General features: G+C 68.6%; 9 protein-coding genes. 6 read left to right on the forward strand and 3 right to left on the reverse strand.

Features of this window, described 5'->3' with window-relative positions:
- Positions 1 to 218: 218 nt before the first annotated feature.
- Entirely contained in the window at positions 219 to 869 is a 651-nt protein-coding gene (locus VF697_RS04730) for a hypothetical protein (protein ID WP_331092278.1), read from the reverse strand.
- Positions 866 to 2,248: an AAA family ATPase gene (locus VF697_RS04735; protein ID WP_331092279.1), complete on the reverse strand. Its 1,383-nt coding sequence runs from the start codon at positions 2,246 to 2,248 to the stop codon at positions 866 to 868. Before VF697_RS04735 ends, VF697_RS04730 begins: the two co-directional genes overlap by 4 nt.
- Before the next feature lie 267 nt (positions 2,249 to 2,515).
- Here VF697_RS04735 and VF697_RS04740 point away from each other — a divergent pair, with 267 nt between their 5' ends.
- Positions 2,516 to 4,441 carry an AAA domain-containing protein gene (locus VF697_RS04740; protein ID WP_331092280.1) on the forward strand — a complete coding sequence of 642 codons (1,926 nt, stop codon included), beginning with the start codon at positions 2,516 to 2,518 and terminating at the stop codon, positions 4,439 to 4,441.
- Positions 4,442 to 4,469: 28 nt separating this feature from the next.
- On the opposite strand, the gene VF697_RS04745 is transcribed toward VF697_RS04740, so the two are convergent.
- Positions 4,470 to 4,895: a hypothetical protein gene (locus VF697_RS04745; protein WP_331092281.1), complete on the reverse strand. Its 426-nt coding sequence runs from the start codon at positions 4,893 to 4,895 to the stop codon at positions 4,470 to 4,472.
- Positions 4,896 to 5,336: 441 nt separating this feature from the next.
- Here VF697_RS04745 and VF697_RS04750 point away from each other — a divergent pair, with 441 nt between their 5' ends.
- From VF697_RS04750 to VF697_RS04770, 5 genes are all read left to right on the forward strand, one after another.
- The gene (locus VF697_RS04750; RefSeq protein WP_331092282.1) at positions 5,337 to 5,504 is read left to right on the forward strand and encodes a hypothetical protein; all 168 of its coding nucleotides are present in this window, start codon (positions 5,337 to 5,339) and stop codon (positions 5,502 to 5,504) included.
- 85 nt (positions 5,505 to 5,589) lie between these two features.
- Positions 5,590 to 6,453: an alpha/beta hydrolase gene (locus VF697_RS04755; RefSeq protein WP_331092283.1), complete on the forward strand. Its 864-nt coding sequence runs from the start codon at positions 5,590 to 5,592 to the stop codon at positions 6,451 to 6,453.
- Positions 6,454 to 6,642: 189 nt separating this feature from the next.
- A complete protein-coding gene (locus VF697_RS04760) occupies positions 6,643 to 9,654 on the forward strand; it encodes a choice-of-anchor D domain-containing protein (RefSeq protein WP_331092284.1) in 3,012 nt (1,003 codons plus the stop codon).
- Between the two features lie 117 nt (positions 9,655 to 9,771).
- The gene (locus tag VF697_RS04765) at positions 9,772 to 10,899 is read left to right on the forward strand and encodes a serine/threonine protein kinase (protein WP_414641238.1); all 1,128 of its coding nucleotides are present in this window, start codon (positions 9,772 to 9,774) and stop codon (positions 10,897 to 10,899) included.
- A 134-nt stretch (positions 10,900 to 11,033) separates the two neighbouring features.
- The gene (locus VF697_RS04770) at positions 11,034 to 14,831 is read left to right on the forward strand and encodes an ATP-binding protein (RefSeq protein ID WP_331092286.1); all 3,798 of its coding nucleotides are present in this window, start codon (positions 11,034 to 11,036) and stop codon (positions 14,829 to 14,831) included.
- The last annotated feature ends 1 nt before the right edge of the window (position 14,832 follow it).

The raw sequence follows: 14,832 nt of genomic DNA on the forward strand, positions 1-14,832 counted from the left end.
ACTTCTACGCGCGTAGAAGTGAGGTGGGGCGCCATGACGTTTCTCAACTCCCGCTCCATCGCCTTCACGATCCCGCTCCGGGCCTTCAGCGCCCGCTGGGAAGGCTGATGCCGCAGCGGGACCTGGGGCTCGCACACGTCGAGGCTCCGGAGACGGTACCTGTAGTACGCGGGTAAAGGAAGCAACCCTTGGTTTTGTCGGGTATTCTTAACTACGATTCAAAACTGTGAAAGGCCCAAGTGGGCAAGGACTGCTCGAACCTCGTCCTCGAATTTATTGAAGGCGGATAGAGCTCGCAGTTGAGAGAAGTCCTCAATGTACTCCGCGATGCGCAACTTGAGCATTGGGCGATCTCGCTGGAACTGCTTGAGCCTGCGACCAGTGGCTTCCGACGCTGTTTCCAACGCAGAGTACAGGACGGCTTTCGGATCCGGGAGCGCCTCCATTCTCGTGATGGCTGGAAGCTTCAACCGGGTCTTGCCGTTGGGGTTGCCTGCAGCTTGGCGGATGGCGAGTTCATTGAAGAGCAGCCATGCCTCCGTCATCCGGACCGGGATGATGCAGACAACAGGCTCGATACCCACTTGCTTCGCGGCGTTGAGGATCTCGAAGCGCCGATGCTCGGGGTCCTCTCGCTCCGCGTCTCGGTGGGCGAAGAGGATGTCGCAGGGAAAGTCCCGCGAAGCCCGGTGCAACTTGTCGACCAACCCCCTGGGTGGATCCGGATCGTCTCGATAGTCCGCGAACTGCGAGTTGATGAGCAGAGTTCCTTGACGAGAGGACGCGTTGCCCAAGGCCCAGTTGATGATGCGCTCCAGGCATTTGTCACTTGGCCCATCCGCGACCAACGTATAGGTCAGCTCCTTCATAGGTCTTGTTGCTCACCAATAAAAAAGAAAGACTCCTGAGTCTGTTTGTCTTTCAGGTAAACGCGAAGCTTACCAGTAGGAAGCTTGCGTTCAGGTTCCATGAGGCGCAGACGCCAGGAGTGGTCAGGTATCCGCGCAACGGTCACCTTTCCTCGAGCATTACCACGGATGGCCTCGACAGACTCCAGGAAGACCAAGTCGTTAGCCTTGATGCTCTCGAAGACGACGGGGGAGTGTGTATTGACAATGACTTGACGCAAGGGATTATCCGGTCCAACGGCGCCAGTTGGGTCCACGGCAATGTCCTTGAGCAACTGAACCATGGCCCTGATCCGCTCCGGATGGATGCCGTTCTCCGGCTCTTCAAGGCAGATCACCCCTCGTGCCTCCGGATCCAGTGATAAGGTCGCCAGAACGAGAAAGCGGAGCGTTCCATCCGACAAGGAGCGCGCGGGGTGGAAGACATTGTCGCGCCCTCGCAGTTCGACGGTGACGGTCTCTGTCTTTGGGTCGTCTCGAACCCGAAGTTCCCTGACGTCCTCTAGCAGTGCGGCCAGCTTGTTGGCGAGTTGGGCATGCACCTGCCCTAGAACGGGTTCGGCACGAGCGAGGCGCTGAAGGGTCGCTGGAAGGTTGGCGCCCCGCTGGTCGATGAACCGGGGGTCACCGTAAATGGAGGGTGCCCGCATGGCGGAAGGCTCCAGCAGCAGGGTCTTCCAGGATTCCATCTCCCGGTGAGCCGCCAGAACGGTGGGGAAGTCGCTGGAGGCGCTACCGCCCACCACGGTTCTTGATGATTTCGGGGCGGGGATCTTCCGCCCCCCATGTTTCTCCTGATGAACCGTGATCTGCCTCGTTCCGGAGTCCGTGTCGATGAAGGGCCCGCCCCGCCGGACACCTTGAAGCGCTGAATGGCGGAACTCCTTGGTGGAAGGAAAACCAAGCGATTTGCTGGCTTCCGAGACCTTGATGGGTTTGAGCGACTCGTCCAGCAATTCGAGCCGTCCCTCATCATCATCCGCCAGTTTGAACGCCAGGGAGTATTCCAAGGTCGAGATGGCCGCCGTGGTCGAGACGCCGAGTTCATCCTCGACGCTACGAGAGACGATCATCTCCGCGGTGAAGCGCATCTCCGGGGCGCGGTAGTGCTCAAACGCAGTGAAGAGCGAGCGTGGATCTGGAGAGCGTCCCTTGGTCTCCCTCAACAGCTTCACGGCCTCCATGATGGGGTGCCGCGTGAGCAGGTGCAGGAAGCGGATGGCATCGAAGAGGTTCGACTTGCCCACCGCATTCATCCCCGCGATGCAGGTGAAGGGGCCGAAGCGGATGTCCACGTCCAGCAGGCTCTTGAAGCCCTCGACCTTCAACCGGGTCAGCATCGGATCCTCTGGTTTGCTCCTGTCGTAGCCATCAGGCCCTGGGGGAGTGGCCTTGGCAAGTTCTTCCTGTTGAGCATAGCCCCCGCTTGAGCGAGCAGAAATGACCGGGGTTTCGCATGCTACCGCCAAGCTCACACGAACCTCCGTGGAGCCTGCGCTACTCTGGATGTGTCCAGGTGTCTCGTCTTCCCCGCCAGAGTTGCCCAGCGAGCGCCCGGCCTCATCCAGCAGGCATGCAGGGCAGTGCCGCGTGGCATAAACTTCCCCATGCCTCGCGACGTCTCCTTCTTCGACTCCCTTGGCCGCCTCCTCGCCCTCGAGCGCGAGGCCGAGCGCGCCCGCATGGAAGCCCTCGCCGAGGGCATGTCCCTCCAGCAGCGCGCCGAGCAGGGCCTTTCCTTCCTCGACCTGGAGAGCATCGAGGAGGAAGTCGGCCTCGGCGGCCGCGTCCTCGTCACGCTCGCCCGCCAGGACCGTGCCCGCTTCCCCGCTCGCCTCGACAACGGCGACCAGGTCTCCGTCATGCCCCGCCGCGCCGAGGTCAAGGAGCCCGCTCGCGCCCTCGTCTCCCGCGCCACCGCCACCCGCGTCACCCTCGCCTTCGACCGCTCCCCTCCCCCCTTCATCCACGAGGGCCTCCTCCGCCTCGACCGCGTCCCCAACGACGTCACCTTCGAGCGCGTCCGCGCCGGCCTCGCCCGCGTCAAGGCGCTCGACAAGGGCGCCGCCCGCCGCAAGCGCGAGGTCCTCCTCGGCAACGAGCCCCCCCGCTTCGACAACCTCCGCGACTTCTCCCCCTCCCGCCCCCTCAACCCCGAGCAGCAGGACGCCGTCGCCCGCGCCCTCGCCGCCGAGGACTTCTTCCTCGTCCACGGCCCCCCCGGCACCGGCAAGAGCACCGTGCTCGCCGAGGTCGCCGCCCAGGCCGTCTCCCAGGGCCACCGCCTGCTGTGCACCGCCGCCAGCAACGCCGCCGTGGACCACCTGTTGGACCTCTGTCTCGACAAGGGCCTGCGCGCCGTCCGCGTCGGCCACCCCGCCCGCGTCACCCCCCGCCTCCAGCAGCACACCCTGGACCTCATCGTCGAGGACCACCCCGACCGCGTCCTCTCCCGCGAGCTCTTCGACGAGGCCTTCTCCCTCCTCGGCTACGCCCGCCGCCAGCGCACCCAGGGCCGCAGCAGCTCGCGCTTCTCCAACGCCCGCGCCTCCACCACCGAGGCCAAGAGCCTCCTCAACGAGGCCCGCGCCCTTGAGCGCAAGGCCGTGCGCGCCGTGCTCGAGCGCTCCCAGGTGGTGTGCGTCACCCTCGCCAGCCTCGACTCCGGCGTCCTCTCCCATGAGGAGTTCGACCTCGCCCTGCTCGACGAGGCCACCCAGGCCACCGAGCCCCTCGCCCTGCTCGGCTTCCTCCGCGCTCCCAAGGTCATCCTCGCCGGAGACCCCCAGCAGCTCCCTCCCACCGTCATCTCCCAGGAGGCCGCGAAGCAGGGGCTCGCCGTCAGCCTCTTCGAGCGGCTGCTCTCCGACCACGGCGAGGGCGTCAAGCGCATGCTCCGCGAGCAGTACCGGATGAACTCCGCCATCATGTCCTTCCCCTCGAAGGAGATGTACGGCGGCGAGCTGCGCGCCCACCCCAGCGTGGCCGAGCGCACCCTCGCGGACGTGCTGCCCCCGGGCTCCACCCCCGTGGACGCCCCTCCCGTCCTCTTCCTCGACACCGCCGGCAAGGGCTTCGAGGAGGAGCAGGAGAAGGACACCGGCAGCCTCTTCAACCGCGGCGAGGCGGACCTCGTCGTCGCCCGGGTGAAGGAGCTGCTCGCCGCCGGGCTCGCCCCACGCGAGCTCGCCGTCATCACCCCCTACCGCGCCCAGGCCCACGCCCTGCGCGAGCGCGTGGAGCCGCTCTCCGCCGACGTCGAGGTGGACACCGTCGACGCCTTCCAGGGCCGCGAGAAGGACGCCATCCTCGTCTCCCTCACCCGCTCGAATTCCGAGGGGCAACTCGGCTTCCTCACGGACCTGCGCCGCATCAACGTCGCCATCACCCGCGCGCGCCGGCACCTCTTCGTGGTGGGAGACTCGGCCACCCTCAGCGGCCACCCTTTCTACGCCCGCTTCATCGAGTCCACCCAGCAAGGCCCCGGCTACCGCTCCGCCTGGGAGTGGCCCGACCCGGCTGATTCCCCCTGAAAATCGAGAAGTCAGGCTCCGGGCCTTCTCAGCCCGATTCGATCTCCGCATGTGCAATATTGAACTTCTTCAGGACTTCCAGGGCCCGACTGGAAACCTCCAACCGAAAGTCCTGCGTGAGCCGGAAATCGGCCTCGCGGTTCTTGCCGGTAATCTTGAGCCATCGGAATTCCGGCAAGGTACGCCCCGGGTATAGCTCTTGGAACTCTAGCGACGTACTCACTTCGACCTCGTCCAAGCTGAAGCCTACCAGTCTTGCCTCTTCAAGTGCTTTCGCGAGGGCAGAAGAGACAAGAAAGCAGGGGAAGACCGTGAGCAAACCATCACCCAGCCATCCTTCGAAGCGATGATGGAAGTGGGACACCACTGGGGGATGAACAGACGTATTCAGGACTGTGTTGTCGCCGAGTTCCCCAGCGACTTCAGGCTCCAACACCCACCGCTCCGCGCTCATGGCACCCCCCCGCCCTGTGTCGAGGCGGACCACGCGTGTGGTGGCACATGCGGTGGACAGGGCCAAGAACAAGACCGCAACGGGCAGACGAGGTGCCATGAGACGCCCTCCAAATCGAGGAGGGCTCCACCCTACGGGAGCGTCACCCCCGAGACGATGACGCTTCGGGCCTCATCGGCCGACCGCTCCGCCTGGGAGTGGCCCGACCCGGCTGATTTTCTCTGAGAAATCGAGAACTTGAATGATGTGGCTACGCGCACTCCGCAAGAAGTGCGGGCCTACATGCACGTTTTGTCACCGGCCTACGCAAAAAGTGTCACCCCGGTAGGGGCAGGCAAGCGTCAAATCCCCGGATTCCTTGGGTATTGCCAAAAACCGGGGGTCGGCACGAAGGATGCTTCAGGAGAGGGCGCGGGGGAAGGCAGCCACAAGGAGGCAGCCATGTCGACTCAAGCTCAGTCCGTCGTGTCCAAGGAAGCCGATATCTGGGTCCTGCGCGTTCAGAAGCCCAACGGGAAGGTGCAGGAGTACCGCTGCACCACCGAGGGCCAGGCGCGGCAGCTCGCCCTGGTGCTCAACGTCTCGGCGGTGGAGACACTCCAGGCCTGACGGGACGGTTCCCGGCGCCGGTGGAACGCGTTAAGCGGGGGGCTCGCGGGCCCGGGGAGACTTCCCGGCCCGCCAGGAGCCGCCGGTGCCCCCTTCTTTCCAGTCGTTGTCCGTCGATGCCCACGGCCTCGCCCTCCATGCGCGCCAGCGCCACCCCGGGGGCTCGCCCGCCGTCGTCTTCCTGCACGGCTGGCTGGACCACTCCCACAGCTTCGACTTCCTCGCCGAGCACCTGCCGGACTCCTGGCGCCTGGTGCTGCTGGACTTCCGCGGCATGGGCCGCAGCGCCTGGCTGCCGCGCGGTGCCCACTACCAGTTCGCCGACCACCTCGTGGACGTGGAGGCGGTGCTGCGCGCCACCGGTCTGGAGGCCGCGCACCTCGTCGGCCACTCGCTGGGTGGCATCGTCGCCACTGCGTACGCCGCCGCGCGTCCCTCCCGCGTCCTCAGCCTCAGTCTGATCGAGAGCCTCGGCCCCACCGGCGGTCCTCCCGAGAACGCGCTCGCGCGGCTGCGCGGCTTCCTCGAGGACCTGGAGCGCGCGCCCAACCGCAAGCGCTACTCGACCGTGGAGGCCGCCGCCGCCCGCCTGCGGGAGAACAACCCCACCCTCCCCGAGCGTGCCGCGTTCCACCTGGCCCGCCATGGCACCGAGCTCGAGGAGGAGGGCCTCGTCTTCTCCTTTGATCCGGCGCACCGCCGCCGCTTCGGCTCCAGCTACGACGACGCCCAGTGGCTCGCCATCTCGGCCGGCGTCACCTGCCCCGTGCAGCTCATCCGCGGCGACAACGGCTTCCCCTTCTTCGAGGAAGAGCGCGCCCAGGCACGACTCGCCGCCCTGCGCTGCACCCGGCCCCCCCTCGTCGTCCCCGGCGGCCACCACGTCCATATGGAGCAGCCGGAGGCACTGGCGCGCGCGCTGGTGGAGTTCATCCAGCCCGTCCGCTAGGTCGCCCCAGTCCACCCGGCAAGACGGGAAAACTCCTTCACCCCCCAGGGCAACCGGCTTCCAACCGTTCGTATCCTACATTCACTCCTCCGCCAACCCCCCGTTTTTCCTAGGCTCCTCGGCCGCCCTCGCGTTGGTACGCGATTTGGATTGGGAACGGGCCGGATGGGTTCCAGGCGAGAACAGGCGATGAAGACGGGGCTTGGTGGTGGGCGGATCATCGGGCTGTCACTGCTGGCGTTGTCACTGGCGGCGTGCCATGAGCCGGGCAACACCCGCTCGGTACAGGCCCAGGCGGCGGTGGACGCGGACGCGCTCGATTTTGGCGACGTGCCCGTGGGCGAATGGCGCGAGAAACAGGTGCGCCTGCGCAACGTGGGCTACGTGCCCTTCCATGCCCTGGAGGCGCTCGGCCTGAAGGGAGACCCCTCTTATGAGGTCTCCTTCGAGGGCGAGGGGCGCATCATGCCCGGCGACGAGAAGCGGGTGCGCGTGCGCTTCCACCCGCTCAGCGAGGGTCCCCTCGAGGAGACGGTGCATGTGAGCACGGACGCCAACTCGGGCCGGGAGCACACCATCCGCGTGAGGGGCCAGGGCGTGCCCTTGCCCATCCACCTGGAGCCGGCGCGGCTGGACTTCGAGACGCTCGAGGTGGACAGCGAGCGCGTCCTGCAGCTCACCATCACCAACCCGGTGGACCTGCCGCTCACCGTGACGTTGAAGGGCGCGGCGGCCGAGGCCTTCAGCACGGACACCCTCACGGTGCCACCGCTCGGCACGCAGGCGGTGCGCACGAAGTACCTGCCTCGGGCCCTGGGGGACATGCGCGCCCAGGTGGAGGTGAAGCCCTGCGCGAGCTGCACCCCGACGACGGCGGAGCTGGCGGGCCGCTCGGTGGAGAGCGCCTTCGTCTTCGAGCCGGCGCCGGTGCCCTTTGAGTCGATTCCGGTGCACGAGCGCACGCAGTCCTTCACGCGGGCACGCAACATCACCTGGCGGCCCGTCACCATCCACGGGCTGAGCACCAGCGATCAGGCCTTCACCCCGCTCAGTCCCCCGAAGGCCCTGGAGGTGAAGCCGGGCGAGGCGGCGGAGCTGCCCCTGGAGTTCGCCGCCCGCTTCTCCGGGCCGAACATCGGCACGATGACGGTGGGGTACGCGTCGGACAAGCCGCGCCAGTCCCAGGTGTTGCTGGACGCGCGCGGAGGCCGGCCCACGCTGGCCGTGGCCCCGGTGATGCTCGACTTCGGCGAGCTGCCCGTGGGCGGCAAGGTGGGCCAGGTCATCCGCATCTCCAACGGTGGCAGCAGCGGCAACCTCGCCTTCCGCGGGGTGCGGGGCACCGGGGACGCGGAGCACTTCTCGGTGGACGTGCCCATGCGCGGCACCCGGGCCCATGCCTGGAAGCCCGGCAGCGCCTGGCCAGTGCTGGAGGCCGACAACATCCCCATCGCGCCGGGCACGGACGCGCTCGACCTGAAGGTGTACTTCGAGCCCAAGGGCCCCGGTCCCTGGCAGGCCACGCTGGTGCTCGTCTCGGATGACCGCTTCACCCCTGAGCGCACCATCGTCATCACCGGCCGCGCCCGGGCCACGGGCCCCTGCGTCTACGAGCTCAAGCCCCTGCCGCAGATGGACTTCGGCAACGTGCCGCCAGGCCGGGGCGCCGTGCTGGGCTTCTACTTCCGCAACCCCGGCCGCGCCGAGTGCGCGGTGAAGGACATCCACCTGTCCAACGACGGCGGAGGCGCCTTCTTCATGCCGGGCGGCCGGCTCGCCGGTGGCGTGGTGCCGTACGACTCGGCCTTCAGCGCGATGATCGCCTTCCGGCCCTCGGCGCCGGGCGAGTACCAGGGCGAGCTGAAGCTGACGGTGAACAACCCGGCCGCCCCCACGGTGACGCTGCCCCTGCGCGGCGTGTCGCAGGCGAGCTGCCTGGTGGCCACGCCGGCCTACGTGGACTTCGGGCCCATCCGCTATGACTGCTCGCCCGTGCCCCGGCGCACGCTCCTCTCCAACCAGTGCACCCTGCCCGTCGCGGTGGAGAGCACCCACATCGGCATGGGCACCAGCGACCAGTTCACGCTGATGACGCCGCTGGCCCTGCCGCGCACGCTGGCCCCGGGCGAGGGCATGGAGCTGGAGTTCACCTACGCGCGCACCGTCCACGGCCAGCACTACAGCCCCTTCTACGTCTCGGCGACCCACGAGCCGAGCCCGCTGCTCGTTCCGCTGCTCGCCGAGACGAACCATGAGGGCCTCCAGCTCGACCGCTTCATCCAGGGCACGGACAGCCAGCTCGACGTCCTCTTCGTCGTGTCCAACACCACCACCATGGCGCCCTTCCAGCAGCGGCTGAAGGACGCCATGCCCGGGTGGGTGGAGCGCGCGCGGCAGGCCGGGGTGGACGTGCGCATCGGCGTCACCACCACGGGCCTGGCGCCCCGCGCCTCCACGTGCGGCGGCGCGGCGTCGGGCGGCGAGTCCGGACGGCTCGTCCCGGTGGAGGGCTCGCGCTCGCGGGCCGTCTCCAGCACCTCGCCCACGGCCGCGGCCACCGTGCAGGCCAACCTGGGCGACGTGGGGCTGTGCCACAACCTCGTGCAGGGTCTGGAGACGATGCGGCAGGCGCTCTCCTCGCCCCTGGCCACCAGCACCGACGACCCGCGCACCCCGCTGCCCAACGACGGCAACAGCGGCTTCCTGCGCGCCACCGCCCGGCTCGCCGTGGTGGTGGTGGCCGACGAGGATGACCACTCGGGTTTCGATCCGGAGAGCTACGTGCAGTTCCTCCAGACCCTGAAGGGCACGGGCATGGCGCACCGCACCCAGCTCTACGCGCTCGTCCCCACCGACGGCCGCTGCACCACCGCCGGCGGGCCCGGCTCGCGCTTCTCCAGTGTCGCCGTTCGCACCGGCGGTGAGGCGGACTCCGTCTGCCAGGGGGACTACGGCCCCTTCCTCGACAAGCTGCTGCGGCGCGCCGATGGGCCCCAGGCGGACTTCGTCCTCGGCGCCCAGCCCAATGGCACGGCCGAGATGTCCGTGCGTGTCCAGGGCAGGACACTTCCGGCCGACCAGTGGACCTATGACCCGGTGCGCAACGCGGTCGTCTTCCAGCCCGCCGCGGTGCCCAAGCTGGGGCAGACCCTCGAGGTCCGCTACCGCAGCGCCTGCCCCACGCCTCCACCGGCCCCCTGAGGGGCCCGTCAAGGGGGGGAGGCACCTTCCGCCCATGGGCCTCGGGCGGCTATGGTCTCCCTACCCGTGGAAACCTTCGGCCGTTACGAGCTGCTACGAAAACTGGCAACCGGCGGAATGGGCCAGGTCTTCCTGGCCCGGCAGAAGGGGCCCGTGGGGTTCCAGAAGCTGCTGGTGGTGAAGCGGCTGCTGCCGCACCTGTCCGAGGACCGGGAATTCATCCAGATGTTCCTGGACGAGGCGCGCATCGCCGGCCTCCTCAACCACCCCAACATCGCCCAAATCTACGACCTGGGGGATGTGGATGGCGTGCTCTACATCGCCATGGAGTACGTCCAGGGCGACTGCATCAGCCAGGTGAACGCGCGCGCCAACCACTACCGCAAGGGCGGGCTGGCGCTGGGGCTCAAGTGCCGCATCATCGCGGACGCCGCCGCCGGACTGGACCACGCGCACCAGGCCCGCACGCCCTCGGGCCGCAAGCTGGGCCTCATCCACCGCGACGTGTCCCCGCAGAACGTGCTGGTGGGCTTCAACGGCAACGTGAAGCTCATCGACTTCGGCGTGGCCAAGGCCGCGGGGAAGCTCTCCCAGACGATCGTCGGCACCATCAAGGGCAAGCACGCGTACATGTCCCCGGAGCAGGCCCGCGGCGAGGAGCTCGACGCCCGCTCGGACGTGTACGGCCTGGGCATCGTCTTCTACGAGCTCATCACCAGCCAGCGGCTCTTCAAGCGCGACTCGGACATGGCCACCCTGAAGGCCGTGGTGGGCGCCAAGGTGCCGCCTCCCTCCGAGGTGGTGCCCGGCGTCCCCAAGTCGCTGGACGCGGTGGTGATGAAGGCCCTGGCCCGCAAGCGCGACGAGCGCTTCCAGAGCGCCGGGGAGCTCCAGCTCGCCATCGAGGACTTCCTCCTCGCCGCGCGGCTGCCGGGCACCCAGGCCCACCTCACCGCCTTCATGAAGGACCTCTACTCCTCGGAGCTCGAGGAGGACCGCTTCGCCAGCGAGCCCACCGTCATCCAGTTCGATCCCCGGCTGGCGCGCGAGACGAGCTCCCCCTCCACCTCCAAGACGGGCATCGTGCAGGGGCAGCGGCAGGGCCCGGCTCCCGCCCAGGGCGGTGGAGCGACGCCTCCCGCCTCGGGCTCGGGCACGCCCGCGCGCTCCAAGACGATGCAGGCCGCCCCCGCGGTGAAGCGTCCCCCGGGGACTCGCGGGAATGGCGAGGGGTCGGACACCTAGCCCACGGCAAGGGAGGGAAGGACCGTCCGTCTGCCCATGAGGTGACGCGGCGGGTTATCACGATTGCGGGGCCTGCTCCCTCCCACTACAAGCCCTGAAACACCGTCGCCGCTCCCCCCGCAACAGGAACCTTCATGCCTGCATCCCACGCGCCCGACGCCCAGGAGAGCTGTCTTGCCGAAGGGGGTGACATGGGGGCGCTGGTCCGGTCCAGGGACTGGTCGAAGACCCCGCTCGGGCCCGTCGCCGGGTGGCCCACCAGCCTGAAGACGATGGTCGGCGTCGTGCTCCGCAATCGCTTTCCGATGCTGCTCTGGTGGGGACCCGAGCTCATCCAGATCTACAACGACGGCTACCGGCCCATCCTCGGCGCGAAGCACCCCGCCTCCCTGGGTGCCCCCGCGGCCCACGTCTGGACGGAGATCTGGGACGTCATCGGGCCCATGGCCCGGAGCGTGCGCGACGAGGGCGTGGCGACGTTCAACGAGCACTTCCTCCTCCTCATCAACAAGAGGGGCTTCCAGGAAGAGACGTACCACACGTTCTCGTACAGCCCCGTCCCCGCCGAGGGAGGGCGCGTCGGGGGCGTCCTCGTGACGGTGCAGGAGACGACCGAGCAGGTCCAGGACAACCGGCAGCTGCGGATGTTGCGCGACCTCGCGGCGCGGTCCGCCGATGCGAAGTCCGCCGAGGAGGCCTGTCGCACGGCCAGTGGCATCCTCTCGGGCAATGACGCCGACCTGCCGTTCTCGCTCCTCTACCTCTTGAACGAGGATGCCAGCGAGGTCCAGCGCGTCAGCACGACCGGGCTCGAGGGCCAGGGGGCTCCAGGCGCACCGGAGCGCGTGCCGTTCGACTCCCCGTCCAACGCTTCCTGGCCGTTCGCCGAGGCGGCTCGTACCGGACAGGAGGTCATCGTCGAGAACCTCGGGGAACGCTTCGGTCCCATGCCGGGCGGCCGCTGGGGGCTCCCTCCGGAGCGAGCGGTGGTCCTTCCCTTGTCGCGACCCGGCCAGCCCCACCCGTACGGGTTCCTGGTGGCGGGGGTCAGCCCCCGCCGCTTCCTGGACGAGCGCTACCTGGGACTCTTCCGGCTGACCGCGGATCAGGTGGTGACCGCGCTCGCGAACGCGCGCGCCTACGAGGAGGAGCGCAAGCGCGCGGAGGCGCTGGCGGAGATCGACCGCGCGAAGACGGCGTTCTTCAGCAACGTCAGCCATGAGTTCCGCACGCCGTTGACCCTGATGCTCGGGCCCACCGAGGACGCGCTCGCCTCCCCCGCGCGGGCCCTGGTCGGCGAGAGCCTGGAGACCGTCCACCGCAACGCCCAGCGGTTGCTCAAGCTCGTCAACTCGCTGCTCGACTTCGCGCGCATCGAGGCCGGCCGCATCCAGGCCTCGTACGCCCCCATGGACCTCGCGGAGCTGACGGCCGGCCTCGCGAGCGCCTTCCGCTCGGCGATCGAGCGCGCGGGGCTCACGTTCGAGGTGAGCTGTCCTCCCCTCCCGGAGCCCCTCTATGTCGACCAGGACATGTGGGAGAAGATCGTCCTCAACCTGCTCTCGAATGCGCTGAAGTTCACGTTCGAGGGCACCATCCGCGTCTCGCAGCGGTGGAGGGACGGCCACGTCGAGCTTCAGATCTCCGACACGGGGACAGGTATCCCCGAGCGCGAGCTGCCCCACCTCTTCGAGCGGTTCCATCGCGTCCAGGGGGCGCGCTCGCGCACGCACGAGGGCTCCGGCATCGGGCTGGCCCTGGTGCACGAGCTGGTCCGCATGCACGGCGGCACCATCTCCGCCACGAGCCGGGAGGGCCAGGGGACGACGTTCACCGTCGGCCTCCCGGCCGGGACGGCGCACCTGCCGAAAGAGCGGGTGGCCGCCAGCCGCTCCGAGGTGTCCACGGCGCTCGGGGTCGCACCCTACGTGAACGAGGCGCTGCGCTGGCTCAAGGGTGAGCCCGGCGTCTCGACCGTGGAGGCTTCGACGTTGAGCGCCACGGAGCCCCCGGTCGCGGACAGCGCGAACAACGCCCGCCTCCTGCTCGCCGACGACAACGCCGACATGCGGGAGTACGTGGGCCGGCTCCTCGCCGGACGCTGGACGGTGGAGACGGTGGCGGATGGCGCGGCCGCGCTCGAGGCCGCCCGCGCACGGCTTCCGGACGTCGTGCTCACGGACGTCATGATGCCGAACCTGGATGGCTTCGGCCTCCTGCGGGAGCTGCGCACCGATGAGCGCACCCGGAACGTTCCCGTCATCATCCTGTCGGCGCGCGCCGGCGAGGAGGCGCACGTCGAGGGGCTCCGGGCAGGAGCCAACGACTACCTCGTGAAACCCTTCTCGGCCCGGGAGCTGGTGGCCCGGGTCGATGCCCAGCTCGCACGGGCCCGGCTGCGGAGCCTCGAAGAGGCGCACAGCCAGCGGCTCGCCCGGGTCTTCCAACACGCCCCCGTGGGAATCGCGATCGTGCGCGGCCCGGAGCATGTGTTCGAGCTCGTGAACGCGAGCTATCTCCCGCTCGTCGGCCAGCCGAGCCACGCGCTGCTGGGACGGAGCGTTCGCGAGGCACTGCCAGAGCTGGCCGATCAGGGCATCTACGAGCTGCTGGACCAGGTCTTCACCTCGGGCGAGCGGTTCATCGGCAGGTCCGTGCGCATGATGCTCAACCGCGGCGCTGGAGGCACGCCGCAGGAGTGCTTCTTCGACTTCGTCTACCAGCCGATGCTCGACGACGCCGGCCAGGTGGAGGGCATCGTGGCCGTCGCCTTCGACGTGACGGAGCTGGCGAGCGCCCGACGCGAGGCGGACTCCGCCAACCGCGCCAAGGACGAGTTCCTCGCGATGCTCGGCCATGAGCTGCGCAATCCGCTGGCGCCCATCCTGACCGCGCTCCAGCTCATGCAGCTGCGCGGCAGCCAAGAGACGGAGCGCGAGCGCACCCTCATCGAGCGGCAGGTCAAGCACCTCGTCCGGCTGGTGGATGATCTGCTCGACGTGTCGCGTGTGACGCGGGGGAAGATCGAGCTCAAGCAAGAGCGGGTGGAGCTGGCCGAGGTGGTGACGGCGGCCATCGAGCTGGCCAGCCCGTTGCTCGAGCAGCGCGAGCACACGCTGACGGTGGAGGTCCCACGCTCCGGCTTGCCCCTGGACGCGGACCCGACCCGGCTCGCGCAGGTCTTCTCCAACCTGCTGACGAATGCCGCGAAGTACACCGAGCCCCGAGGTCGGATCTCCGTGGTGGCCACACACGAGGGCGCCGAGGTGGTGGTGAAGGTTCGCGACAACGGCACGGGCATCGCGCCCGAGACGTTGCCCCGGGTGTTCGACCTCTTCGTCCAGGAGAGTCAGACCCTGGACCGGTCCCAGGGAGGACTCGGGCTCGGGCTCGCCATCGTCCGGAACATCGTCACGCTGCACGGGGGCAAGGTGGAGGTGTCCAGCGCGGGGCAAGGGCTCGGCAGCGAGTTCACGGTCCGGCTGCCCCTGGCGGAGGCGGGAGCCATCCCGGCCGAGCCCCGTCCCTCGCGGGTGGAACCGCGGCCGCCCGAGCCAGAAGCCGTGCCCACCCGCATCCTGGTCGTCGACGACAACCGGGACGCCGCCGACATGCTCGCCGATGCGCTCATGGTGCTCGGGTGCGAGAGCCGGGTCGCCTATGACGGTCCGAGCGCCCTGAATGTCGCGGCGGAGTTCCAGCCCACGCTGGCCCTGCTGGACATCGGACTGCCCGTCATGGACGGCTACGAGCTGGCGCGCCGGCTTCGCGAGCAACGGCCGGACCCGGGCTTCCGGCTCGTCGCCGTGACGGGCTATGGCCAGGAGTCGGACCGGCAGCGGTCACTCTCGGCGGGCTTCGATGCCCACCTCGTGAAGCCGCTGGACTTCGACGTGCTGGACTCGCTGCTCAAGCGCATGAACGCCATTTGAG

The organism is Archangium sp., from assembly GCF_036388035.1.
Classification (GTDB): Bacteria; Myxococcota; Myxococcia; order Myxococcales; family Myxococcaceae; genus Archangium.

What these genes read in the sequence shown, in the direction of transcription:
- VF697_RS04730 (WP_331092278.1), bottom strand. Translation starts at nt 869, where the DNA reads ATGAAGGAGCTGACCTATACGTTGGTCGCGGATGGGCCAAGTGACAAA.
- VF697_RS04735 (WP_331092279.1), bottom strand. Translation starts at nt 2,248, where the DNA reads ATGCTGACCCGGTTGAAGGTCGAGGGCTTCAAGAGCCTGCTGGACGTG.
- VF697_RS04740 (WP_331092280.1), top strand. Translation starts at nt 2,516, where the DNA reads ATGCCTCGCGACGTCTCCTTCTTCGACTCCCTTGGCCGCCTCCTCGCC.
- VF697_RS04745 (WP_331092281.1), bottom strand. Translation starts at nt 4,895, where the DNA reads ATGAGCGCGGAGCGGTGGGTGTTGGAGCCTGAAGTCGCTGGGGAACTC.
- VF697_RS04750 (WP_331092282.1), top strand. Translation starts at nt 5,337, where the DNA reads ATGTCGACTCAAGCTCAGTCCGTCGTGTCCAAGGAAGCCGATATCTGG.
- VF697_RS04760 (WP_331092284.1), top strand. Translation starts at nt 6,643, where the DNA reads ATGAAGACGGGGCTTGGTGGTGGGCGGATCATCGGGCTGTCACTGCTG.
- VF697_RS04765 (WP_414641238.1), top strand. Translation starts at nt 9,772, where the DNA reads ATGGGCCAGGTCTTCCTGGCCCGGCAGAAGGGGCCCGTGGGGTTCCAG.
- VF697_RS04770 (WP_331092286.1), top strand. Translation starts at nt 11,034, where the DNA reads ATGCCTGCATCCCACGCGCCCGACGCCCAGGAGAGCTGTCTTGCCGAA.